This is a genomic window from Pseudoalteromonas sp. S3785, from assembly GCF_005887365.1.
GTDB lineage: Bacteria > Pseudomonadota > Gammaproteobacteria > Enterobacterales > Alteromonadaceae > Pseudoalteromonas.
On sequence record NZ_PNCT01000069.1, the window covers coordinates 1 to 22,432 of the forward strand.

Consider the following 22,432-nt stretch of genomic DNA (forward strand, 5'->3'; position numbering starts at 1 on the left):
GCTGCCCTTGGGGTTCTGCCTAGCGGCGATAAACTCTTTGTTGCTCGGTTTTTACTTAGTCCACTAGGTTACAAACCTCGCGCCGCGATTTAATCGCCCCTAGATTGAACAAATTTCAATTCGCAAAGAACAACACGCCCTAGACTATATTTTAAGTAATGGTGAAATAACCACGTTATTTCAGCCTATTTTTGATATAGCTAATCAAGCAATTATAGGTTACGAAGCGCTAAGCCGTGGACCCAAAAACAGCCCTTTAGAAATGCCTAATCGATTATTTTCAGCAGCCAGCGAGCACGCTTTAATTTCAGAACTTGAGCTACTGTGTCGCTCAAAAGCAATTGAAAATTTTGTAAAGCTTAACTTAAGCGGTAAGTTATTTTTAAATGTAAGTCCTAAAACGTTGCTCGACCCTTGCCACCCAAAGGGTGAAACTCTTCACTTAACAGAGCAATTTGGCTTAGCAGCAAATCGCGTAGTAATTGAGGTAACAGAGCAAGAAAAGGTCGACGATGGCTTTTTATTATTAAAAACAATTGCACATTACCGGGAGCTGGGTTTTACCATTGCCATTGATGACTTAGGTGCTGGTTACTCGGGGTTAAAGCAATGGTCTGAACTCTGCCCCGACTTTGTAAAAATAGACCGTTACTTTATTGATCATTGTGATGAAAGCGAAGTTAAAAAAGAATTTTTGAAATCAATTACGGTACTTGCAAAAGCAACAAACACCGCAGTCATAGCCGAAGGCATAGAAAGAGTGGAAGAGCTTGCCTATGTTAAAAGCTTAGGAATAGCAAATGTACAAGGGTTTTTACTGGAAAAACCAAACACAACCCCCAGCCTTGATTACAGCTCAGCGCAATTACAAGCATTAAACTTTAAGCAGTCAAATAATACATTTGATCAATCAATGGCGATTGGTTGGCTTGCTATTACACAAAAAGCAATAGGCAGCGAAACCCTTTGCAAAGATGCCCATACGCTATTTGAAAAAGACAAGTCTGTGATGAGCCTAGCGGTGTTAAATAAAACTGGCCAGCCTGTTGGATTACTCCATAAAGATCAGCTTACAGAAGTGTTTGCCGCGCCTTATGGCCATGCTCTTTACGACAAGTGCCCCGTCACCGATTTTATGGATAAACAGCCTTTAGTGGTGGATGAAAATCAGCTTCTCGACGCCGTGAGCCAGCAAATTACAGAGCAAGACTTTGATATTTGTCGCCACATTGTGATCACGCGTGATGGACGTTACCTTGGGCTTGCCCCCTTACGTGATATTTTAAAACACATAACAGAAGAAAAAATTCGTCATGCCCAGCATGCTAATCCTTTAACCATGCTCCCTGGCAATGTGGCGATTAATGAGGCAATAGAGCAACGGCTACGCTCTCAAAGTGCGTTTTCGCTGGCTTATATAGATCTTAATCATTTTAAGCAATTTAATGATTTATACGGCTATGCCAGTGGAGATAGTGTGATCAAGTTATTGGCAGATGTAATTGTGCAAGCCTGCGAAAACAGTGCTGACTTTGTAGGACATATAGGTGGTGATGACTTTATGGTGGTGTTTGCTCAATCAGATGCTGTGCATATTTGTAATACCATAATTGAGCAATTTGAGCTGCAATCACGCACTTTTTTTACGCCTGAGCACATTAAGAGCAAAGGTTACTGGGCTACAAATCGTGAGGAAGAAAAGCAATTTGTACCTTTACTAACGTTATCAATTGGCCTTGTGGAGCCCGACTTACAGGAATGTAAAAACAGCCATCAAGTTGCAGCGTTGGCAACAGATGCTAAAAAAGAGGCTAAGCGGTATCGCCATAGTTATTTGTTTATATGCAAGCGCAGAAAACCTGCGCCAGCCCTAGTGCGCCTAGCACCAGAAAATAAACAGGTAGTATAAAAATAGGTAATTATTATGTTGCCATTAAAAATTGTCGTTGGTGGGTTAGCTTTATTTGCAATTAGCTTTTTTACGCATGGGGTTGAAGTTGTTAATGTTGCTCAAAAGCAAAGTGTGCAAAATGCACGCGAAGAATACCTAAGTGATCTATTAACACGCGCGCTAGAGCGGGCCAATTATCCTGTAGATATAAAAATGCAGCCAGTGAGCTTGCAGCAACAACGTGATTTAATTGAGTTAGATAAAACAGGGTTAGATATTTATTGGAGCATGAGTAGCCCCGAGCGAGAGACACGGGCAATAGCGGTTAAAATACCCTTATTTAAAGGGTTTATAGGTAAGCGCGTTTTGCTAACCAGTAAAAAAAATGTTGGAAAATTTAAAGGTATTACTACTTTAGCGCAGTTAATGGAGCTTTCTTCAGTGCAAGGGCATGATTGGCCAGATACAAAAATAATGGCCTATAACGGCTTACCTGTAAGGCCGCTGAGTAACTATCAAGCTATGTTTACGCTTACCAGCCGGGGACGAATCGATTATTTTCCACGATCATTTATCGAAGTTAATTCTGAATCGGTTGCTAATGCACAAAGTAATTTAGTTATTGTGCCTAATTTATTTATTAGTTACCCCACGGGTATTTATTACTTTGTTGTTAGTAGTAAACCTGCTTTAGCTCAGGCTATAGAGCGGGGGCTAAAAAAAAATGCAAAACAGTGGTGAGTTTGATGCGTTATTTGATGAGTATTTTGCAAAAGATATAAACTCACTCCCTTTTACAAAAGGCTACGTCACAGAATTAAAGCTTGATAACCCGTACTTTTAAAACAAAAAAGGAGCCACAGGCTCCTTTTATTATACAGTTAACTACACTTTATTAGCGAAGTAACGACTCAGATAATACCGGGCGAATTTCGCGGATAATTGCTTGAGTAAGCTTAGGGGCACCACAAATAATGTTGCCGCTATGGTTGTAGTTAATACCACCTGCAAAATCAACAACCATGCCGCCAGCTTCTTTTACAAGTAATTCGCCAGCTGCTGTATCCCAAGGTTTTAAACCAATTTCAAAAAAGCCATCAACACGGCCCGCGGCTACATATGCCATATCAAGGGCAGCAGAGCCTGCACGGCGAATGTCTGCAGTGTGTACAAATAAAGCTTTAAATGCATCTGAGTATGCATCTAAGTGATGCTTTTGTTTAAACGGAAAGCCTGTTGCTAAAATTGAACCAGCTAACTCTACGGTTTTAGTCACACGTAAACGTTTGCTGTTTAGTTGTGCGCCTTGGCCACGAGATGCAGTGAAAAGTTCGCCACGAATTGGATCGTAAATTACAGCTTGGTCTAAACGACCTTTTACTTTAAGTGCGATAGAAACCGCGAAATGAGGGATACCCTTGATGAAGTTAGTTGTGCCATCAAGTGGGTCAACAATCCATTGGTAATCTGCATCTTTGCCTTTGTGCTCACCTAGCTCCTCACCAACAATGCAGTGGTCTGGGTAAGATTTTAAAATTGTATCACGAATTACGGCTTCGGCTTCTTTATCTATGTTGGTCACTAAATCGTTAGTGCCTTTTTGTTGAATTTCAACTTTTGATAAATCTTCACTTGCGCGAAGTAAAATTTTGCCTGCGTTGCGCGCAGCGCGAACCGCAATGTTTAACATTGGATGCATGGTATTACCTTTGGGTTGTAAAAGAACGTTTATATATTTAAGCCGGCGTATTTTAGCGACTTTTGCCATAAAGTAAACAATAAACCCCAAATACTTTTGTGTGTTTTTTGTACTACCTTGAAACACCTATATATTTATTCATTTAAAATTTTATAAATAACTTGAGCTTTGGGTAATAAACCTATCTCCAGCTGCTATTTTTAGTGCTAACAGTGCTGATTTTACTTGCAATAGGCCTGCTCTTGATACGTGAATATGCCTTGTTTTCATTGTAAATATCTGGCCAAAGAAAATAAATTCAAACATCACAATAGTTCATTATATTAGTAAATATCTTAGTCGGGGGGCGGGTAAAAAAATAAAAAAGTGCTTTACCTAAAGTTAGCTTGAGGTTTTATCTTGTTTTTAAGCAATCAACTAAGGTAAATAATAATGAAATTAGAACACGTACATTTAGTAGTAAACGATATAGACGCAATGCTTACATTTTACCGAGCAGCGTTTCCATATTGGTCAATTAGAAGTGAAGGTAACAACACGTGGTATGGCAAACCCAAGCGCTGGGTACATTTTGGTGACGATAATCACTACATGGCTATAAGCGACAACGGCGAGCATAAAAACAGAGATTTGACAGGGCATCAAGTCGGGCTAGCGCATTTTGCCTACGTTACAAATAACTTAGACGCTGTTATACAACGCTTAAAAAACGCCGGATTTAGCGCTGATAAAATGGGGGCAGAAAACCCATTTAGAAAAAACGTATACTACTTAGACCCAGCAGGGTTTGAGGTTGAGTTTGTGCAGTATATGAGTGACATTCCAAGCGAGCGAAATAACGACTTATAAAAAGAGTATTAAAGAGAGGACAGAAAAGCGCTCAATAGGGCTTTTCTATCCCCTACACTTTATGTGCACTATTTATTGTTCACGCCAAGCTGCGCTTTTAAGTCATTAGCAAAGCTTATAAACTTTTCTTTTATAGTACGCTTTACTTTAACCTCTACAGAGCCTAATACAGTCCTTCCTTCAATCTGAATTGTGGGGCCTTGGCGCTTATTCAGCGAGGCCGTTTTATTTTCAAAGCTGCCCATTATACAAAACATTTTTGAAACCACATTAACGTGCTCTGGTACGTATATTTCTTCACTTCCAAAATAACAGCTGACGTGAATAGTGACGTGTTGGTGAGTGAATATGGCATCGGTAAAGTCGAGCACAATTGACCCCATATAATTTTGAATATAAATATCTTTAGGCACAACCCATTGGCCGCTACGTTCGCTTGAGCCCAAAATGCTTTTTAACGTTAGGTTTTCATTTTCGCCTTGTTGTGCACTGTAGTTAGGCGCCAACTGAGTTTGTTTTTGAGCAGTATACTGTGTATCGGCATGTAGAGTTAAATCCTCAACTAAGCCAAGTAGAGCCGTGTTGTCGGTTGTATCCATAGCGCTGTCTAGGCGCCTTTCGAAGGCTTCTGCAGATATCTCACCATGGCTGTAATTATAAATAAGTTGATCTATCACTTGCTCACGAACTTGCTCTATTGGGCGGTCTTCAATTTTTACAGACATGGGATTAATCCTTTTATATTTGCGTTATCGTTTTATTAGCAAGCCATATATCAATATTAAAGTTATTAAATATCAATTGCTTACCATTTATTTGAGTTCCGTTTTTTTACTATATTAACGATAGATTAACCAAAACAGCAATATAATCGTTATTTTCACCACTTAAGAAAGTTTTACCTAATAGCCTGTAAATGTTTACTCAGCTGTATTTCTATTTATAGCTCATAAAACGCCTAAGCACATGAATTTAATAAATAAATAAAGTTGGCCTAAAGCTCGCATATATAAAAGTGTCTTTAATCAAAAGGAGAAAGATTATGAAAACATTTAACAAATCTATGATTGCGGCTTTAGTTTTAGGTACTACAGCTATGGGTGCTCAAGCGGGCACTTGGGAAAATGAAAGTAAAGATGCTTGGATTGATGGTAAGGCAGAAACAGTGCTTCTTATGAACACTAATCTAAACAACTTTGACATTAACACTGATGTAAAAAATGGCAAGGTAGTACTTACAGGTAAAGTAAACAGCGACCTTGATAAAGAGCTAGCTGAAGAGCTTGTAATTAGCCTAGATGGCGTATCTGATGTAGAAAACAACCTAACTGTTGTGAAAAACATGGATATGGACGACAAAGATCGTAACACTATGGATGATGACGATAACGACTTAACTGACGCTAAAATCACCACAGTAATTACAACACGTTTCTTATTTGACTCAGAGGTTGACGGTACAGATATCGACGTTGATACCGATAACGGTATAGTTAAGCTTAAAGGTTCAGTTGAATCTGAAGCTGAAAAGCAGCTAGCAGTAAAAATTGCTAAAAATGCTGAAGACGTTCGTGACGTAGTAGATGAACTAACTATCGTTGCTGAATAATACACTATACTAAAAAGCCCAGCTTAGCTGGGCTTTTTGCTTGTCATTTTTAAAGGAGCTACATTATGGATATCATTCGTATAATATTGTCGATTTTATTACCGCCACTGGGTGTATTTTTACAAGTTGGTTTAGGTATGCACTTTTGGCTAAATATTTTACTAACTTTACTGGGTTACTTCCCTGGTTTAATTCACGCTATTTACATTATCGCTAAAAAATAATGTGTGGTGTGTTCAATGTGAGCCGGCCACTTTTTTATAATTATTAAAATTGTAAAAAAGCGGCTTGCATACTTCTGCGTTTATTTTCCCACTATTTCCTGCCTATTCGTATGCAAAAAGATTACTATTTAAGCAGTCAGCTTACTGATTGTTAAAATAAAGGTTTTTGCTAGTGACAAGCCTTAAAAAACTTTTTATACTGCAACCCGCTTTAGTCGCTCAGTGGCTAAACGCTTCAAAAATTAACTACCGCGTAGTTATACAAAGTTGGCCCCTTAGCTCAGTTGGTTAGAGCACACGACTCATAATCGTTAGGTCCCCAGTTCGAGTCTGGGAGGGGCCACCACTTTTAAAGTCACCCTTTAAATATCCTATAGTAATAACATTTCATTCAATGGTTTATAGCTACTTAACCAATATCTTTTAAGATAACTAATCATTTAGCATTTTAGGCAACAAGCTAGAACTGTAACTATAGATTTGCCCCTCTATTTTATATTCTGCAATCAAGAAGATAGTTATCTTGCTAGCGACAGCTGTTATTACAAGTCCTGCGGCTTTTGCAAAGTCACCTAGCTTAACTGCTCGTTATAGCTTTTAAGTATTAATAAATGAAAAAGCGCACTAAACAGTGCGCTTTTTTATGCAATTTACTTTTTATAAGTAGCTTCTAATTTACTTGGTACTTACTATTAGTACGAATGTAAATAGTGGCTGTTTTGTCGCTAGTGTTCTCGATCGTGTGGGTGAAGTTACCGGTTGACTCTACATAGCTGCCTGCGCTTAGGTTTTGCGCTTTATCTTGCTCGCTTGAGTTGTACTCAACGGCGCCGGCTATAACAACAGCACGAAATTAGCTTGCATCTGTTTTTATTTCACCTTTAAAGCCGGCAGGAAGTTTAATCATTGAGCCGTTCATTTCAGCTGTACTTCCCCAAAGGTAGGTTGTTTGCACGCCTTGGGCGTTAATGTCGTTTATATCGCTGCTGTTTAACCATACCATGTTGTCTGCATGTAGGTTTAGCGGGCGCTCGCCATTGTCAAACTGAGCATTAGTTGGTTTAACTAAGTACGGCCCAGAATCGATTTCTAAGTAAATTAAGTTTGTTTTACCATTGGCTGCTGTGGTGTGGTTTTCACCTGCAGGTTGTGTCCAAAATGAACCCGCTGGCATCCACATTTTTTCAGCTGTTGCGTCGTCATTATGCATTTGTCCTTCAATAACGATACCGCGGTAGGTAATGTTGTGAATGTGTGGCGGAGATTCAAAGCCTTTTTTAAAGCGTACTAACATGCCTGTAGCAGTATTGGTTGTGCGATTTCCCCATAAATCTGCAGCGCCTGGGCTTTATCTCCACGCAGTGGGTTTAAGTAACCCCAGTCAATATTGCTAGCGGCAACTACTTTTGATGCGCTTTGCTGTGCTAAAGCTGGCGTTGATATGAGTGTTGCTACCAGTGCAAGAGTAGATGCGTTTAGTAAAAATTTCATTTAAAAGCTCCGCTAAGTTGGTATAGCGCTATAGTACGGCTTAAAATTCAGTCAATAAATGGGCATAAGTTAAATACACTTTCGTAAAAACGTGGATAATAACGTTATAGTTATGCAAGCTGTGAACGTAACAAGAGGGCGTGATGAAAATAGCCGATCTACAGGTATTATTGAAAGTGGCTGAGCTGCAATCCATTACTGCTGCTGCAAAACAATTGGACATGAGCTCATCTGCTGCTAGCGTTTCTTTAAAGCGGATAGAGCAGTCGCTTGGTACACAATTATTTGTGCGCACAACAAGGCAAATACGCCTTACACCTGAAGGGGAGCGCTATTTACCTCTTTGCCAACAGGCGCTTGATTTGTTGCAGCAAGGGCAAGTACTTATTCATGAAGAGCAGCAATCAATTAGTGGTGAAGTACGAATCGCCGTGTCATCCGAAATGGGGCGCAACCTTATGCGGGTGTTGCTTAATAACGTGATGGATAAACACAGCGAAGTGACGCTGCGCTTACAAGCAAGTGACAGCCGCGCAGACTTTTACCGCGATGGTGTTGATGTTGCGCTGCGCGCCTTGACCAAAGAGGCTGCACAGGATTTAAATTTATATGGGTTTAAAATTTGTAACATTGCACATGTGCTGTGTGCCTCGCCTGAATATATTAAAAAGCATGGTGAGCCTTCATCCCCAGAGGATTTAGTGAATCACAATGCGCTGTTATATAAGCTTTATGAGGTAGTGCATGATGGGTGGGAGTTTTATAACGATAACCAAAAATATAAGGTTAAAATGAACAGCGACCGCGCTGTTAACGATGGCGATATAGTCAGACGTTGGTGTATTGATGGCACCGAGATTGCTAAAAAGTCGGCCATTGATGTTGCTCAAGATTTATTAAGCGGAAGGCTTCAAAGGTTAATGGCCGATTACACAGTGCCGCTCACCGAAATGTGGTTAGTACTTCCTAGTAGGCAGCTTATTACCCCTGCTGTTAGGTTAATTCGCGATGAATTAAAACTCACAATAAATGAATTAAGAGCTCAGCTAATAGCTAAAGGCACTATTGATGCGCAAGAGTGGCCAGAATCGCCATAAATTTTAATACGCTTTCATGTGGTTGAAAAAATTAAACTATAGACTTTCTTTTGAATTCTATTTCTCTAATTATTGGGCTTATTGCTTAGCTGATCCTATATTTATTAAGAGCGAATGTTAGTTCAACCTCTTGTACATTTATAGGAATAGTATGTTACTTAAACAAAAAGTCTATATTAGCCTCATTTTAGCCATTGTTGTGCCTTTAGCTGCTTCTACATTTTTATTTTCAAATAGTATCCAAAGTCATATAGGCGATAAACTCGCAAAAGTAGACTTACCTACAGCACTTAGCGAAGTGAAAAGTAAAATTGAGTTAGAGCTTTCTACTCCCATTATTGTTGCTAAAGAAATAGCGCAAAATTCATTTGTTAAACAGTGGATAGCTAACGGTGAATCCGAGCAATCACAAGCTGACTATATAAATTATTTAGCGAGTATTAAAAAGAATAACAAAGCTGTTATTGCTTATATAATTTCTAAAAACACTAACAACTATTACACAGATGCTGGCATATCTAGAAAGATAGATAGAAATGAAGATGTATGGTTTGATCAGTTTTTATCCTCTAACAGACCCTTTGAAATAGCACTGGACATAGATAAAACCACAAATAGCATGGTGGTTTTTATTAACTATGCGCTACAAATTAATGGCGAGCGTACCGCCATTACAGGCGTAGGACGCTCGCTTGATTCTATGATCAACTTAATTAATGAATACCGTATTGGCGAGGCCGGTGTAGTGTATTTGGTTTCTAATAAAGGTGAGGTAATGCTTCACAGTGACAGAAGCAAAATGGGCCAAAAAATTAATATTAACAGTATTAAAAATGGCGCCATTATTAGTAAAACAATGGCCGGTGAAGATTATGTTGTGTCGAGTACACCTATTGAATCATTAGGTTGGCACTTAGTAGCAGAAGTACCCGAGCAGCAGTTATACGGGCCAATAAACAGTGCCATTAATAGCAATTTATTATTTGGTGTGATCATTGCCATTATTGGCTTTGCCCTAGCCAGAGTTTTAGTGTCGCAAATATTTAAACCCATTGAAAATATAACCGCTGCTGTGAGCGCGTTAACTAAAAAAGACGGCGATTTAACTGTAAGGCTGCCCACTAACGATAACAACGAAATATCAGAACTTGCCGCTAACTTTAATTTATTTTTAGAGCAGTTGCATGGCATGTTTAAGCAGGTTTCGGACTCAGCAACCCACGTAAAAAGCATTTCAGAGGATGTGTTAGTGCAGGTACAAGGGGCCGCCAATTTGGCCGAGGTGCAATCATCTAGTACGCAAACTGTGGCGGCAGCCGTTAACGAGATGGAAGTCACCGTACAAGATATTTCAAATAGTGCCAGTAATGCCTCTGACATTGCTTCTTCAACAGAGGAAGCGACCCACAAAGGGGTTGAGTTTGTAAATAGTACGATAAAGCAAATGGAGCTGTTAGAAAACGCCATGGCTACCTCGGTTGCCTCGGTAACTGAGCTTTCAGGGGAAATAAAATCAATTACACAGGTGCTTGATGTTATTAAAGCAATATCGGAGCAAACTAACTTACTGGCGCTCAATGCTGCCATAGAAGCTGCACGGGCAGGTGAACACGGCCGTGGTTTTGCGGTTGTAGCCGATGAAGTAAGAACCCTTGCTATGCGTACTGCAGAGTCGACCGAGCAAATTAATGAAATGATAGACACGTTAAACTCTAAGGCGTCTAGCACGGTGTCGGATATAGAGCTGGGGAGTAAGAATACCTTAGAAAATGCTGAGCGCTTAAAAGTAACCGGCAGTACCTTAACGGGTATTTCTCAAGAAATTGTTACGCTAAGTGAGCTAAATAGCTCGGTGGCTACAGCCACCCGCGAGCAAACATTGGCGACCTCAGAAATTAGCCAAAATGTAGTAATGATTTCTGACTCTGCGCAGCAAACAAAGCAAAATATGAAAACCTCAGAGGAGTTATGCAGCGGGCTAAATGAAGAGTCAAATATATTAAAAGAATTACTAGGTAAGTTTACGCTATAGCAAGGTAATAGGTTTCAGTGAAAAGCGCGCTGTAATTTGGTAACAGCGCGTTTTATAACGCTTAGTTCTTTCGGTAAATCTCGTGTTGAATGTCGTAAATATTAACGCTTAAACTATCAGAGTCTCGGCAGTAGGTTTTTAGACATTCAAGCAAGCTCTCACTCAATATTTGTTTTTGTTCAATCGAGCGCCCAGCCATGATATGCGCCGCAATATGAATAAACCCTTCTTTGCCTTCACCTAGCTGATATTGCTGATAAGCAATTGCGCGGGTTTTAATGGTTTCTAGGTCAAACAAACCACTTTGAAAAGTCGCGTTGTGTACTTTTTCAACAAGCACTTGCGGTAATACAGGAAGATCTTCAGAGTGTTCAATAATAATGTGCGGCATTTACGCGTTTCCTATTATGAGTTACTACGTGGGCGTGCGCGTCATTGTACCAAAGCCTGAACTGCGCGCTAACCCCTGAATAGTCTAAATTTAGTTGTATTAATTTTTGATGGTAGTATAAAAACAGTCACGTGAACCTTCGCTTATAAGCAAAATTAAGGATTAATATGAAATTACCATACCGCTTTAAACGTTTAGCTGTGCTCTTAGGTGCAGTGGTTACTTTAAGTGCCTGCTCAGATGACGTTGCGTCGGTGAGTTTAGGGCTGTTTACTACTAAAGATGTAGTGGTAAATTCGCAGCAAGATCCGCTAGTAAAAGGGGTTACGTGCCATATTAGCCATATAGAGGCCGATTTAGATTTTTCAGATCCCTCTGATATGTCTATTGCGTGTCGTCAAACGGGGCCAATTACAGCCGATATGTTACAAGCAATAGATCGCAGTAAGTCGGGCGAAGTGGTGTTTAAGTCATCAAAAAGTATTTTATTTAAATCGCTAAAAGTACGCCGTATTTACGATGCACAAAATCGTACATTACTGTACTTATCGTACTCGACTAAAGAATCGAGTGGCAGCCATCACCATGCACTTTCAACTGTGCCTTTATATAATACACAGGCCTGGAACTGGGCACTTGAACAAAAATAAGAGCACATTATGTTAGCGTTATTTAAATCAAAGCCGTTGCTAGAACAAGCTGAGCAGCAATGGCTGATTGATACCTTTATTTGGGCGGTAGAGCACTTTGATGCCGATTTTTTTACCAAGCATACGCAAATAATATTACCAACCGTTGAGCACTTTCCTGATTCGGTATCGAGCATTGAGGAAATGGCTACTAAGGTTTTTGTGCGAGTACGCGATTACGCAGGTATGAATGCGTGGCCAATACAGTTGGTTGCACCACAGCAGTTACAACCACAAGTATTCCCACACTTTGAATTTGCTGAGCATATAAGGGGAGAGCAAAGCCAGCTTATAGTACCCCCAAGCCATACGATTAATATCTCGTTTAACCCTAATCAAATTAATCAGCCGCAAGATTTAGTGGCCAGCTTTGCTGGCACGCTGGCGACTGTATTAATACATCATGTTGGGGTGTTACCGCCAGGCGGTAAAGACTACTTACCACAAGCGGCAGATGCGCTGGCTTGTTTTTTAGGGTTTGGGGTAATGATGAGCAACACTGTGTATCAATTTAAAGGCGGGTGTGGCTCGTGCTATAACCCGTATGCTAATCGTGAGGCTAAGTTAAGCGAAACCCATACCGTATTTATGCACGCGCTAATTAGTTATTTTAAAAACGACAGTGTCTCTAAAAAACATTTAAAGCCACATTTGCGCAGCCAATTTAAAAAAGCCCAAAAAGAGATCAAAGCATTAGTTGAAAACTCTGCTAATCCACTATTGCTTGCCTATGCACCCACTTAAACCGGATACTTGTGAACTACTTAGACGAATTTTTACTAATTGCCATTGCCCATTTTTTTGCTGTAGCCAGCCCAGGCCCCGATTTTGCTGTGGTGCTCAAACAAAGTATACAGCAGGGCAGGCGTAACGCCCTATGGACAAGCGCTGGCGTAGGCGCGGCTATTTTATTACACGTAGGATACTGCGTATTAGGGGTTGCGCTAATTTTAACGCAATCGCCTACTTTATTTATGGCACTAAAGTACGTTGCGGGCGCGTATTTAGCTTATTTAGGCGTACAAGCATTAAGGGCTGCCAAACCACCGGTAAATAAAACAGATAACATTGAAAGCAAAACAGCCCCACAAGAAAGCGTATGGCATGCATTTAGGCGCGGCTTTTTAACCAATGCACTTAATCCTAAAGCAACCCTCTTTTTTATGTCGTTATTTACCTTAGTTATTAGTGTAACTACACCTACCAGCGTGCAAGTTGTGTATGGGGTTTATATGGCTTTAGCTACTTGGGTGTGGTTTTCTATGCTTTCTTTAGTGTTGTCAAAGCCCAGTGTAAGGGCGTTTTTTCAAAAAAGTGGCTATTGGTTTGACCGAGGGATAGGTGTTATTTTAATTGCTTTAGCTATTCGTGTTGTCATTTAACTCTAGGGGGAAGTCATGCCTATTTATAATTTTTCGTTTGGATCGAATATGTCTTCTAACCGCTTGCTTGCGCGTTTACCAAAAGCAAAGCGAGTTGGCACGGCTGTATTAAAAGGCTACGAGCTTACGTTTAATATGCTATTTAAAGATGGCTCGGGTAAGTGCAGTATTCAAAAAAGTGATGATAAAAACGCCCTGGTATACGGCGTGGTGTATGAGCTTGATGAAGCTGAAAAAGCAATTTTAGACACCATAGAGGGCCCAGGCTACGATTGTGTTGCTGTTAACCCCACTCTGTTAGATGGTGAGCAAATAGAGGCGCATTGTTATATAGCCAATACGCACGATAACGATGTACTGCCATACGACTGGTATATTCAGCACGTTCATCGCGGTGCGCTTGAGGCGGGCGTTCCAAAAGAATACAGTGATGCAATACTTAATCGGCCGCATAAGCCCGATACAAATAAAGCGCGTGCTGAAATAGAATTTGCAGTACACCAAAAATAATAAGGATAATCATGAAACTCACCAAATTAGCCAGTTTAGCTTTGCTTGCCAGTGCCACTTTTAATAGTTGGGCACAAATTAATACCACGCACTTAGAAGAGGTGATTAATTCCTCAATGGCCCGCTTTGACGTACCGGGTATGGCAGTAGCGGTTGTGCAAGATAATAAAGTGGTATTTGCTAAAGGCTTTGGCACAAGTAACCTCAATACACATGCAAAAGTAAATAAAGACACACTTTTTGGTATTGCCTCAAATACAAAGGCGTTTACCAGTGCAGCACTGGCTAAGTTGATTGATGAAGGTAAGTTAAGCTGGGATGACAGAGTAATTGACCACTTACCTGAGTTTAGGTTGTACGACTCATACGCAACTCGCGAAATGCGTATTCGTGATTTATTAAGCCATCGCAGTGGATTAGGGCTTGGCCAAGGCGATTTAATGATTTGGCCAAGCACTGATAAATCTATAGCAGATATTTTAGCCGGCCTACAATATTTAAAGCCAGCCAGCAGTTTTCGTAGCCAGTATGCCTATAACAATTTAATGTTTGTAACCGCAGGTGAAGTGGTGGCACGTGTATCTGGTATGAGCTGGAACGATTACATCGAAAAAAATATATTACAGCCTTTGCACATGGAAAACTCGCGCGCGGGCTTTTCGCGTATTCCAAAAAGTAATAAAAACTGGGCAATTGGCCATATTCCTATGGATGGCAAGCTTAATCCATTCTTTGTTAACTACCTAGAAGACTTTAGAGGCGCAGGGGCTATTGCATCGAGCGTAAACGATATGAGCCAATGGTTACTTACGCAGTTAGCTGGCGGTAAAATGCCAAGCGGTGAGCAACTATTTAGTGAAAAACAGCAAGCGCAAATGTGGCACCCGCATATTACCTCTATGGCGTCTAAAAGTGCGTATGAGGCCTATCATCAGCAATTTAGAGGCTATGGGCTAGGTTGGAGTATTGAAGACTACCACGGCTTTAAAAAGCTAGGCCACGGCGGGGGCATTTTAGGTATGGTGTCGCAAGTTACATTACTGCCAGAGAAAAAGCTTGGCATAGTTATTTTATCTAATCAGCAAGCGTTTAGTGCGCTTTCTGCGGTTACCCACGAAGTGCTTGAAGATGCCCTTGATCTTGAAGATAAAGACTGGGTTGAAGAGTTAGCTAAAAAACATTTTGCGAGCAAACAAAAAGCCTATGCAAATGCAAAACCCGACACCCCAGCAGATTATCAGCCGCAATTACCTAATATAAATTACACCGGCACGCTACATGACGATTGGTATGGCGATGTAATTATTGAGCAGCTAGATGGCAAACTACGTATTGATTTTACCCATACCAAACGCTTAAAAGGCACCCTTGAGCATTACACAGGTAATACGTTTATTGTTAAATGGGATGAAAAACTACTTGAGGCCGATGCGTTTATTCGTTTTGATATGGGCGAAAATAACCGTGTAAATAGCGCTAAAATGCGCGCGGTATCAACAGCGGTAACAGACTTTAGTTTTGATTTTAGAAACCTTAATTTAAAAGCTAAGTAGTGTTGCTATACACCAAAGTCGCAAAGCCACCTTAAGGTGGCTTTGTTATATTAAGCACTCAAAGGAAAGGAGCGTTTATGCGTACTGCTGTTATTTCACATCCCCATTGCCGTAAACATAAAATGATTGACGATCATCCTGAGTGCCCACAGCGCCTTGACGCCATTGCCGATAGACTCCTTGCAAGTGGTATAGATATCGGCTTAACGCATTTACAAGCGCCTAAAGCGCACCGTAAACATTACTTGTTAGCACATAACGAATCGTTAGTTAATCTTGTGGAGCGCTTGCTCCCTAATGAGGGGTTAAATAATCTTGATGGCGACACTTGGCTATGCCCTGATTCATTAAAAGCAATAGAGCGCGCCGTAGGGGCAGGGCTGTTGGCTGTAGATGAAATACTCGCAGATAAACTCGATGCCGCCTTTTGCGCTGTACGCCCGCCTGGGCATCATGCCAATGCACATGCTTCATCTGGATTTTGTGTATTTAATAATTTAGCTATAGCGGTTAAGTATGCTCAAAGCAAAGGCGTTAAACGTATAGCAATAGCTGATTTTGACGTACACCACGGTAATGGTACACAAGACATATTTTTGGATGACGACAATGTATTACTTTGTTCGTTATTTCAATATCCATTTTATCCAAATACAGCCGTAAAAAATAACAGCCACATAGTTAATTCCCCTTTGCCAATAGCCAGTAATGGCGATGATTTAAAAGAGGTGTTTAATACTCAGTGGTTGCCTAAATTAAAAGCCTTTAAGCCAGAGCTGCTATTTATAAGTGCAGGGTTTGATGCTCACCTAGAAGATGACATGGCCAGTTTAAAGTTTGTAGAAGATGACTACAGCTGGCTTACGGAGCAATTATGCGACGTTGCAAAAGAGAGTGGCTGTAAAGGTGTTATATCTTACCTTGAAGGTGGTTATGCGCTATCAGCATTAGGAAGAAGTGCTGTAGCGCATATAAAAGTGCTTAGTGAGTACTAATACCAATTTGCAATAATTAATAATTAAGCGAATTAGTATAACAAAGGCTGAGGGTTATAAACCTAGTAAATCAAACGCCTGCTTGGTATTAAGGGTTTTAATTTTGCCAAGGCAGCATTGCCCTTCATTTAACAAATAAGTGGTTACCAGCTGCGCAAGTTGCTCTTCATTAAGGGGCTTACATGTAGCGCCTTGTAGGTCAACGTATTCGCCTTGCTTATTCAGCACACGCACATTACTAAGCTCACTTTGTGTTACGCTGTGCAAACACGCTTGTTGCTCTTGTTTATCGCGTGCTATTTCAAGCTCATTATAAACAATTAATAACTGTGGAAAGCTGTTTAGCATAGTTACCCTACTGTTACCTCGTATGAGGTAAATTTACGTACATTAATTACGCCAGTATCAAAAATTAAGTACTGACCTTTTATACCTTGGAGCACACCGCTTACTACTGGGTTTTTATCAAAATTAAACGAGCTAATTTTAGTGGGGTACTCTGTCACCGGAAAGTTTAAGTCAACCACGTCTTCATCAAGTTGCTCTATAGCTGTGGCACCAAATAACTCGCTTAACTCATTTAATTTATCGCTAATTTGCGGGATAAGCTCAGCCGCAGCGGCTTTTAGGTCAATGGCTTCGTTTTGGCCCTTTAGCATATTACGCCAATTGGTTTTGTCGGCGATAAACTCAGCCAAAGCCACCTCCACTAAGCCTGATTGCAAACGTGTTTGTACTTTAAAAATAGGCAAGGCTTGAGTGGCGCCCTGATCAACCCAACGTGTCGGTATTTGAGTATGACGGGTAATACCTACTTTAAGGCCAGAGGTATTGGCTAAATAAACGTAGTGAGGAATCATGCAGTTTTCTTCGCCCCACTGCGGCTCGCGACAAGTGCCTTGATCGTAATGGCAGGTTTCTGGCTTCATAATACACATATCGCAGCTAGCAAGCTTACGCATACACACAAAACAGTGGCCTTGCGAGTAACTCTTTTTAGTTTTTTTGCCACAGTTTGAGCATAAAATAGTACCGCTAAATGTAAGCGTTAACTCTTTACCAATGAGTGCGTTTAGGTCGATTAAGTTGTCGCCCACAGGAAGGTGATATTGAACCGGTTCTGTTAAGCTCGATTTTAGTTTACGCAAAGTGCCTTGCATCTTTACTTGGCCCCTAAAGATGTTGATATTAAAACGTGGAGTTTAACATCTTTAAACTGTATTGGCTTTTTAAGAAGTGTAAATAGTCATCATAGGGAAGGGGTTTTGCGTATAAGTAACCCTGTGCTCTGTCTGCGCCCATCTCTTTTAATAAGTGGTGCACATCTTGGGTTTCTATGCCTTCCATGGTGATAGATAGCCCTAGGTTATGTGCCATGTCTATAGCGGTTTGCACAATCACTTTATTGGCGGTGTTATTTGTTAAATCAAATACAAATGATTTATCTACTTTAAGCTCTGTAAAGCGGTAATTTACCAAATAGCTTAATGATGAATAGCCAGTGCCAAAGTCATCAAGCACTACCCGTACCCCTAAATCTGATAGTTCATTAACTAATGAAATAAGCGCTTCGTGGCTATCAACGAGAGCCGACTCCGTTAACTCAAACTTAAGTAACTGTGGCGGAACTTGGTATTTTATAAGAATGTTTTCTACTTTTTCAGCTAGGTTTTTAATTGACAGGTTTTTAGCACTTAAGTTTACGCTAATTGGGTGATCGTTATAGCCTTGCTCGGTTAGTTTGACGATATCTTTACAGGCTTGCTCAATAACCCATAAGGTGAGCTCGTTAATAATACCTGTGTGCTCAGCAAGGGTGATTAGCTCCTCTATAGAGACACCTTTAAAAGCGGGGTCAGGCCAACGCAGCAACGCTTCGGCGCCACTGACTTGATTGAATTTTAGCCCTATTTGGGGTTGGTAATATAGCGCTAGTTGGTTATCTTTAATCGCTTTTTGTAATTTAGCCGCTAATGCTACATCCATTAATATATTACTGTTATTAGAGGCGCTGACGACTAAATCGTTATTACTTTTAGCTTTTTTAAGTGCCAAGTAACCTCGTTTTGTCCAGTATTCAAAGTCGTCACTGTGGGCTGCGCTACTAATGCCTATGTTATAGGTCAGTTGTAAGTTTAGCCCTTGAATTTCGTATTGCTTTGGCAGGCTATTAATCACTTTAATTAAAGCCCCTTCAAGAGATTGCTGATTTTGGTTCTTAGTCGATATGCAGGCAAATATCCCGCTGCCTAGATCGGCTAAGCGGGGACTGTTATTAAAGTCTATGTCGAGGCTGGTAAATTCCCGCTCATGGCTAAGCTCTAATTCTATTTGCTTAGCCACGTGTTTTATTAACGTGTAGCCCTGTGATGGGGTAATTATTGTGTTGAGCGAATTAAAGTGGCGAATTTTAATCAAGCATAGGGTGGTATTACGCCCTTGTGCTTGTAAGCTCATAAACGCTTGTTTTAATTTGGCACTGTTAAGTAGCTTAGTTTGCTGAGTATGTGTCGCATGATAAAGCGCGCGCTCGCGCTGATAGCGCACTCTATCGGCAAGCGCCATAGCCATTAAAATAACTTCACACAAAATTGCCACTAAAAACGCGTGACGAATCGCAAAACTATAATCCAAAAAGCCGGTTAACTCTAATGGCTGTATTGCTGCGCCAACAATGAGAGGAACCCACGAAAAAACATAAAACTTCGCCCACCTAAAGCCCGTGCGTAGTTTATTGTAAATCAAAATAGCGCACATGATGTATAACAGGCTTAGCACACAAAAAAACAGCGGCGCTGCAATGTACTCGGGTATGAATAATGTAATTAATGCTAATAAAAATATTAGAGTAAGTAGCGCTTTACTCATTTTATAGCGCCAACATTTATCTTTGTGGTAGCGTAAAAACATGGTGCAAAAGGCGAGGGTAAAGAAGGCCATTGAGTAGTTTGAAAAAATTACTTTTTCGTGCAGATACAATTGCCACTCTAGGGGCCATAAATAAAAGCCAAAGCCCATTACAATGCCCATTAAACACAGCGCACTAATGATATAGCCTATATAAACTAAATAAACGCGGTCTTTAATTCCAAAATAAAGCACTAAATTATACAGAGCGGCCATTAGTAGCACGCCTGCAAATATGCCCCAAATACCGGTTTGCGAGCGAACTAAATCAACAAATTCTTTATGGCGATACAAATTAATAGGGGTTTTGCTAATCCCCGATGTATCAATTTTAATGGCTAAGCGCTCTGTTGTTTTACTCGGTAGTGAAAAGCGGATGTGAGGCACACTGTATTGAAATAAAGAAAGTGATTCTTCTTTGTCGCCTAATTTGTATGTTTCAATAAGCTCATTGTTTGGCGTAAGACGGTAAATACTTAAGTGATCGACCATTGGGTTGTCAAAATGAGCAACAATGTCTTGTTCATATAAACTTTTATTTTCTAAATCTATAAATAACCAGTAGTTTTGCTGTTTAAAACTCCAAGGGATGTCGGAGAAGGACTTATTAGTCAGTTGATTAGGACTTGCAATAATATCTTTGAGGGAGCCTGTTTTATTTTCATCAATATAATAGGCGTAATCTAAATATACAGGTGTAGTTTTTTCGACGGTGTAGCGTGTAGGCACGACTAGATTTGACGCTAGTGTGCTAATAATAAAAAATATAAAAACCAGTATGGCTACAGCCACCCCGTGATAACGTAAAGTTTTCGTTTCCAACGCTGTACACTTGTAAAAACTATTTACATAAGTGTAGCACTAAAAAAGCGCAGATAAACTGCGCTTTTTTAGTTAAATTTACTGCTTACACCAATAACTTAGTTACAGACTATTGCTCGCGAGCAATTGCTCTGTAAGCTATATCGGTGCGGTACTCCATACCTTCCCAGCTAATTTGTTTTACAAGCTCGTATGCACGTTGCTGCGCCTCGGTAACGGTATTGCCAAGTGCCGTTGCACATAATACACGTCCACCTGCGGTGACAACGTTTTCACCCTCTTGCTTAGTACCTGCATGAAATACTTTTTCATCGGCAGGGTAGTTAATTTTAAGGCCTGATATTGCATCACCTTTAGGGTAATCACCTGGGTAGCCTTTAGCGGCAAGTACGACACCTACGGCTGCGCGCGGGTCAAACTCAATGGTTGTTTTATCAAGCTCTTCGCGGTTAGCCGCTTCAACAAGCTCAACTAAGTCTGATTTAAGACGAAGCATCATAGGTTGTGTTTCAGGGTCTCCAAAACGACAGTTGTACTCAATCACTTTAGGTGTGCCCTGAGCGTCAATCATTAAACCTGCGTATAAAAAACCAGTGTAAGGGTGGCCTTCGCTTGCCATTCCTTCAACGGTAGGAACGATGACTTCGTTCATAATACGCTGGTGGATCTCGTCGGTTACTACAGGTGCTGGTGAGTACGCGCCCATGCCGCCAGTATTTGGTCCTTTGTCACCATTGTAGGCGCGTTTATGATCTTGGCTTGTTGCAAATGGCAAAATATTTTTACCATCAACCATAACAATAAAAGAAGCTTCTTCGCCTTCTAAAAACTCTTCGATTACAACACGGCTGCCAGCTTCGCCAAACGCATTACCTGCCAGCATATCGCGAATAGCGTCTTCAGCTTCACGCTCGTTCATTGCTACAATCACGCCTTTACCAGCCGCTAGGCCATCTGCTTTTATTACAATTGGCGCGCCTTTTTCTTTTAAATAAGCAAGAGCAGGGTCAATTTGTTCAAACGTTTGGTAATCAGCGGTTGGGATTGCATGGCGAGCTAAAAAGTCTTTAGTAAACGACTTAGAGCCTTCTAGTTGTGCTGCGCCGGCTGTTGGGCCAAAAATAGCTAAACCGTGTTCACGGAACTTATCTACTACGCCCAGTACAAGCGGTACTTCAGGGCCCACAATAGTAAGTTCTACATTGTTTTGTTGTGCAAAGTGTAACAGGCCATCTAGGTCTTCAACGTTAATTGCAACGTTCTCTAATTTTGGCTCAAGTGCAGTACCAGCATTACCTGGTGCTACAAATACGGTGTTTACTTTACTGTTTTGAGCGGCCTTAAACGCAAGTGCGTGTTCGCGGCCGCCGCTGCCAATGACTAATACATTCATGGCGAAATATTCCTATTTAAAGCGGTTTTTTAAATTTCAGCGTCATACGGTCGCTTTCACCAATAGCTTTGTATTTATCAGCGTCTTGTTCGCCAAGGCGTAAGCTAGGTGGTAGCGTCCACACCCCTTTAGGGTGATCGGCTGTATCTTTTGGATTCGCGTTAATCTCACTGCTTGCAACTAATTCAAATCCAGCTTTTTTAGCTAAATCGATGACGTAGCTTTGCTTCATGTAGCCGGTTGATTTTTGATCCTCATCAGCACGGCTTTCATCTAAGCGATGTTCAACTACACCTAATACGCCACCTGGTTTTAACGCTTTATAAAAAGATTTAAACGCGCTTAATGCACCTTCAGTGTCTTTACCCATGTACCAGTTATGTACATTGCGAAAGGTTAGTACCATGTCGGCAGTACCGGCTGGGGCAATATCAGTGTGCGTTAAAGGAGCAAATTCAGAAATTTTTACTTTGCTAAAACGCTCATCTTCGGCCACTTTTTTCTTAAAGTTGGCTAATGAGCGTTGGTAATACCCCACCGATGAATCACTCGGAAAATGCGCAGCGTAATATAGGCCTTGCTCTTTAAGTGCTGGTGCTAATATTTCACTGTACCACCCACCGCCTGGCGCAATTTCAACCACGGTCATTGTTGGTTTAAAACCAAAAAATGCCAGTGTTTGCTCAGGGTGACGGTATTCATCGCGGGCGCTATTTTTAGCGCTACGCTCACTTGATTGAATAGCATGGCTAAGGCTTGACTCATGATTATGGCTAAGTGCCATAGTTGATGTAAGCGCAAGCGAGGCAACAAGTAGTGACTTTAGTGCAAATTTCATCGTTTGTTCCTTAACATTTTATATAGGTGTTGAATCAGAATACGTGAATTGATTGCAAAC

The 22,432-nt window shown here is 40.7% G+C and carries 21 protein-coding genes, 1 tRNA gene and 1 pseudogene; 14 read left to right on the forward strand and 9 right to left on the reverse strand.

All coding sequences use genetic code 11. From position 1 onward, the window contains the following. Positions 1-118: 118 nt before the first annotated feature. The gene (locus tag CWC17_RS15995; RefSeq protein WP_138614000.1) at positions 119-1,909 is read left to right on the forward strand and encodes a bifunctional diguanylate cyclase/phosphodiesterase; all 1,791 of its coding nucleotides are present in this window, start codon (positions 119-121) and stop codon (positions 1,907-1,909) included. Positions 1,910-1,924: 15 nt separating this feature from the next. Beyond that, positions 1,925-2,632, forward strand: coding sequence for a transporter substrate-binding domain-containing protein (locus tag CWC17_RS16000; RefSeq protein ID WP_249935938.1), 708 nt, complete (start codon positions 1,925-1,927; stop codon positions 2,630-2,632). A gap of 154 nt (positions 2,633-2,786) precedes the next feature. Here the strand turns inward: CWC17_RS16000 and suhB are convergent, their stop codons facing one another. Further along, positions 2,787-3,590, reverse strand: a complete 804-nt coding sequence (gene suhB, locus CWC17_RS16005; protein ID WP_055014760.1) for an inositol-1-monophosphatase — start codon at positions 3,588-3,590, stop codon at positions 2,787-2,789. Positions 3,591-4,022: 432 nt separating this feature from the next. Here suhB and CWC17_RS16010 point away from each other — a divergent pair, with 432 nt between their 5' ends. Next, a complete protein-coding gene (locus tag CWC17_RS16010) occupies positions 4,023-4,439 on the forward strand; it encodes a VOC family protein (RefSeq protein WP_055014707.1) in 417 nt (138 codons plus the stop codon). A 68-nt stretch (positions 4,440-4,507) separates the two neighbouring features. On the opposite strand, the gene CWC17_RS16015 is transcribed toward CWC17_RS16010, so the two are convergent. Then, on the reverse strand, positions 4,508-5,164 hold the full coding sequence (locus CWC17_RS16015; protein WP_138614003.1) for a LiaF domain-containing protein: 657 nt from the start codon (positions 5,162-5,164) through the stop codon (positions 4,508-4,510). A gap of 317 nt (positions 5,165-5,481) precedes the next feature. Between CWC17_RS16015 and CWC17_RS16020 the strand changes: the two genes are divergently transcribed. From CWC17_RS16020 to CWC17_RS16030, 3 genes are all read left to right on the forward strand, one after another. Continuing rightward, a complete protein-coding gene (locus CWC17_RS16020; protein ID WP_055014709.1) occupies positions 5,482-6,048 on the forward strand; it encodes a BON domain-containing protein in 567 nt (188 codons plus the stop codon). Between the two features lie 65 nt (positions 6,049-6,113). After that, the gene (locus CWC17_RS16025) at positions 6,114-6,272 is read left to right on the forward strand and encodes a YqaE/Pmp3 family membrane protein (RefSeq protein WP_004587604.1); all 159 of its coding nucleotides are present in this window, start codon (positions 6,114-6,116) and stop codon (positions 6,270-6,272) included. A 269-nt stretch (positions 6,273-6,541) separates the two neighbouring features. Continuing rightward, positions 6,542-6,618, forward strand: a tRNA-Ile gene (locus tag CWC17_RS16030). 324 nt (positions 6,619-6,942) lie between these two features. Here CWC17_RS16030 and CWC17_RS16035 read toward each other — a convergent pair. Continuing rightward, positions 6,943-7,763, reverse strand: a pseudogene (locus CWC17_RS16035) (DUF4437 domain-containing protein). A 143-nt stretch (positions 7,764-7,906) separates the two neighbouring features. Between CWC17_RS16035 and CWC17_RS16040 the strand changes: the two are divergent. Both CWC17_RS16040 and CWC17_RS16045 read left to right on the forward strand, forming a co-directional pair. Next, the gene (locus CWC17_RS16040) at positions 7,907-8,860 is read left to right on the forward strand and encodes a LysR family transcriptional regulator (protein ID WP_138614006.1); all 954 of its coding nucleotides are present in this window, start codon (positions 7,907-7,909) and stop codon (positions 8,858-8,860) included. Positions 8,861-9,011: 151 nt separating this feature from the next. Then, positions 9,012-10,892, forward strand: coding sequence for a methyl-accepting chemotaxis protein (locus tag CWC17_RS16045; protein WP_138614008.1), 1,881 nt, complete (start codon positions 9,012-9,014; stop codon positions 10,890-10,892). 61 nt (positions 10,893-10,953) lie between these two features. Here the strand turns inward: CWC17_RS16045 and CWC17_RS16050 are convergent, their stop codons facing one another. Next, entirely contained in the window at positions 10,954-11,283 is a 330-nt protein-coding gene (locus tag CWC17_RS16050) for a 5-carboxymethyl-2-hydroxymuconate Delta-isomerase (protein WP_138540408.1), read from the reverse strand. A gap of 167 nt (positions 11,284-11,450) precedes the next feature. Between CWC17_RS16050 and CWC17_RS16055 the strand changes: the two genes are divergently transcribed. The 6 genes from CWC17_RS16055 to CWC17_RS16080 all read left to right on the forward strand — a co-directional run bounded on the left by CWC17_RS16055 (position 11,451) and on the right by CWC17_RS16080 (position 16,412). After that, positions 11,451-11,933, forward strand: a complete 483-nt coding sequence (locus CWC17_RS16055; RefSeq protein WP_138540407.1) for a CreA family protein — start codon at positions 11,451-11,453, stop codon at positions 11,931-11,933. Positions 11,934-11,942: 9 nt separating this feature from the next. Then, positions 11,943-12,716 carry a hypothetical protein gene (locus CWC17_RS16060; protein WP_138614009.1) on the forward strand — a complete coding sequence of 258 codons (774 nt, stop codon included), beginning with the start codon at positions 11,943-11,945 and terminating at the stop codon, positions 12,714-12,716. Between the two features lie 11 nt (positions 12,717-12,727). Beyond that, positions 12,728-13,354, forward strand: a complete 627-nt coding sequence (locus CWC17_RS16065) for a LysE family translocator (RefSeq protein ID WP_055014715.1) — start codon at positions 12,728-12,730, stop codon at positions 13,352-13,354. A gap of 15 nt (positions 13,355-13,369) precedes the next feature. After that, entirely contained in the window at positions 13,370-13,864 is a 495-nt protein-coding gene (locus CWC17_RS16070) for a gamma-glutamylcyclotransferase family protein (RefSeq protein ID WP_055017937.1), read from the forward strand. Between the two features lie 11 nt (positions 13,865-13,875). Next, entirely contained in the window at positions 13,876-15,417 is a 1,542-nt protein-coding gene (locus CWC17_RS16075) for a serine hydrolase (RefSeq protein ID WP_138614011.1), read from the forward strand. Between the two features lie 77 nt (positions 15,418-15,494). Next, positions 15,495-16,412: a histone deacetylase family protein gene (locus CWC17_RS16080; RefSeq protein ID WP_138614013.1), complete on the forward strand. Its 918-nt coding sequence runs from the start codon at positions 15,495-15,497 to the stop codon at positions 16,410-16,412. Positions 16,413-16,466: 54 nt separating this feature from the next. Here the strand turns inward: CWC17_RS16080 and CWC17_RS16085 are convergent, their stop codons facing one another. The 5 genes from CWC17_RS16085 to CWC17_RS16105 form a co-directional block, all read right to left on the reverse strand. Continuing rightward, positions 16,467-16,760, reverse strand: coding sequence for a DUF4144 family protein (locus CWC17_RS16085; RefSeq protein WP_138614015.1), 294 nt, complete (start codon positions 16,758-16,760; stop codon positions 16,467-16,469). 2 nt (positions 16,761-16,762) lie between these two features. Beyond that, positions 16,763-17,572 carry a DUF2797 domain-containing protein gene (locus CWC17_RS16090; protein WP_138614017.1) on the reverse strand — a complete coding sequence of 270 codons (810 nt, stop codon included), beginning with the start codon at positions 17,570-17,572 and terminating at the stop codon, positions 16,763-16,765. A 28-nt stretch (positions 17,573-17,600) separates the two neighbouring features. Continuing rightward, a complete protein-coding gene (locus CWC17_RS16095; protein WP_138614019.1) occupies positions 17,601-20,141 on the reverse strand; it encodes an EAL domain-containing protein in 2,541 nt (846 codons plus the stop codon). Between the two features lie 109 nt (positions 20,142-20,250). Next, complete coding sequence (purD, locus tag CWC17_RS16100) at positions 20,251-21,534, reverse strand: phosphoribosylamine--glycine ligase (RefSeq protein WP_138540400.1); 1,284 nt, start codon at positions 21,532-21,534, stop codon at positions 20,251-20,253. A gap of 16 nt (positions 21,535-21,550) precedes the next feature. Next, on the reverse strand, positions 21,551-22,372 hold the full coding sequence (locus CWC17_RS16105) for a class I SAM-dependent methyltransferase (protein WP_138540399.1): 822 nt from the start codon (positions 22,370-22,372) through the stop codon (positions 21,551-21,553). Between the last annotated feature and the right edge of the window lie 60 nt (positions 22,373-22,432).

What these genes read in the sequence shown, in the direction of transcription:
- CWC17_RS16070 (WP_055017937.1), top strand. Translation starts at nt 13,370, where the DNA reads ATGCCTATTTATAATTTTTCGTTTGGATCGAATATGTCTTCTAACCGC.
- CWC17_RS16055 (WP_138540407.1), top strand. Translation starts at nt 11,451, where the DNA reads ATGAAATTACCATACCGCTTTAAACGTTTAGCTGTGCTCTTAGGTGCA.
- CWC17_RS16020 (WP_055014709.1), top strand. Translation starts at nt 5,482, where the DNA reads ATGAAAACATTTAACAAATCTATGATTGCGGCTTTAGTTTTAGGTACT.
- purD (WP_138540400.1), bottom strand. Translation starts at nt 21,534, where the DNA reads ATGAATGTATTAGTCATTGGCAGCGGCGGCCGCGAACACGCACTTGCG.
- CWC17_RS16075 (WP_138614011.1), top strand. Translation starts at nt 13,876, where the DNA reads ATGAAACTCACCAAATTAGCCAGTTTAGCTTTGCTTGCCAGTGCCACT.
- CWC17_RS16105 (WP_138540399.1), bottom strand. Translation starts at nt 22,372, where the DNA reads ATGAAATTTGCACTAAAGTCACTACTTGTTGCCTCGCTTGCGCTTACA.
- CWC17_RS16085 (WP_138614015.1), bottom strand. Translation starts at nt 16,760, where the DNA reads ATGCTAAACAGCTTTCCACAGTTATTAATTGTTTATAATGAGCTTGAA.
- CWC17_RS16080 (WP_138614013.1), top strand. Translation starts at nt 15,495, where the DNA reads ATGCGTACTGCTGTTATTTCACATCCCCATTGCCGTAAACATAAAATG.
- CWC17_RS16060 (WP_138614009.1), top strand. Translation starts at nt 11,943, where the DNA reads ATGTTAGCGTTATTTAAATCAAAGCCGTTGCTAGAACAAGCTGAGCAG.
- CWC17_RS16010 (WP_055014707.1), top strand. Translation starts at nt 4,023, where the DNA reads ATGAAATTAGAACACGTACATTTAGTAGTAAACGATATAGACGCAATG.
- CWC17_RS16045 (WP_138614008.1), top strand. Translation starts at nt 9,012, where the DNA reads ATGTTACTTAAACAAAAAGTCTATATTAGCCTCATTTTAGCCATTGTT.
- CWC17_RS16040 (WP_138614006.1), top strand. Translation starts at nt 7,907, where the DNA reads ATGAAAATAGCCGATCTACAGGTATTATTGAAAGTGGCTGAGCTGCAA.
- CWC17_RS16090 (WP_138614017.1), bottom strand. Translation starts at nt 17,572, where the DNA reads ATGCAAGGCACTTTGCGTAAACTAAAATCGAGCTTAACAGAACCGGTT.
- CWC17_RS16025 (WP_004587604.1), top strand. Translation starts at nt 6,114, where the DNA reads ATGGATATCATTCGTATAATATTGTCGATTTTATTACCGCCACTGGGT.
- CWC17_RS16015 (WP_138614003.1), bottom strand. Translation starts at nt 5,164, where the DNA reads ATGTCTGTAAAAATTGAAGACCGCCCAATAGAGCAAGTTCGTGAGCAA.
- CWC17_RS16050 (WP_138540408.1), bottom strand. Translation starts at nt 11,283, where the DNA reads ATGCCGCACATTATTATTGAACACTCTGAAGATCTTCCTGTATTACCG.
- CWC17_RS16000 (WP_249935938.1), top strand. Translation starts at nt 1,925, where the DNA reads ATGTTGCCATTAAAAATTGTCGTTGGTGGGTTAGCTTTATTTGCAATT.
- suhB (WP_055014760.1), bottom strand. Translation starts at nt 3,590, where the DNA reads ATGCATCCAATGTTAAACATTGCGGTTCGCGCTGCGCGCAACGCAGGC.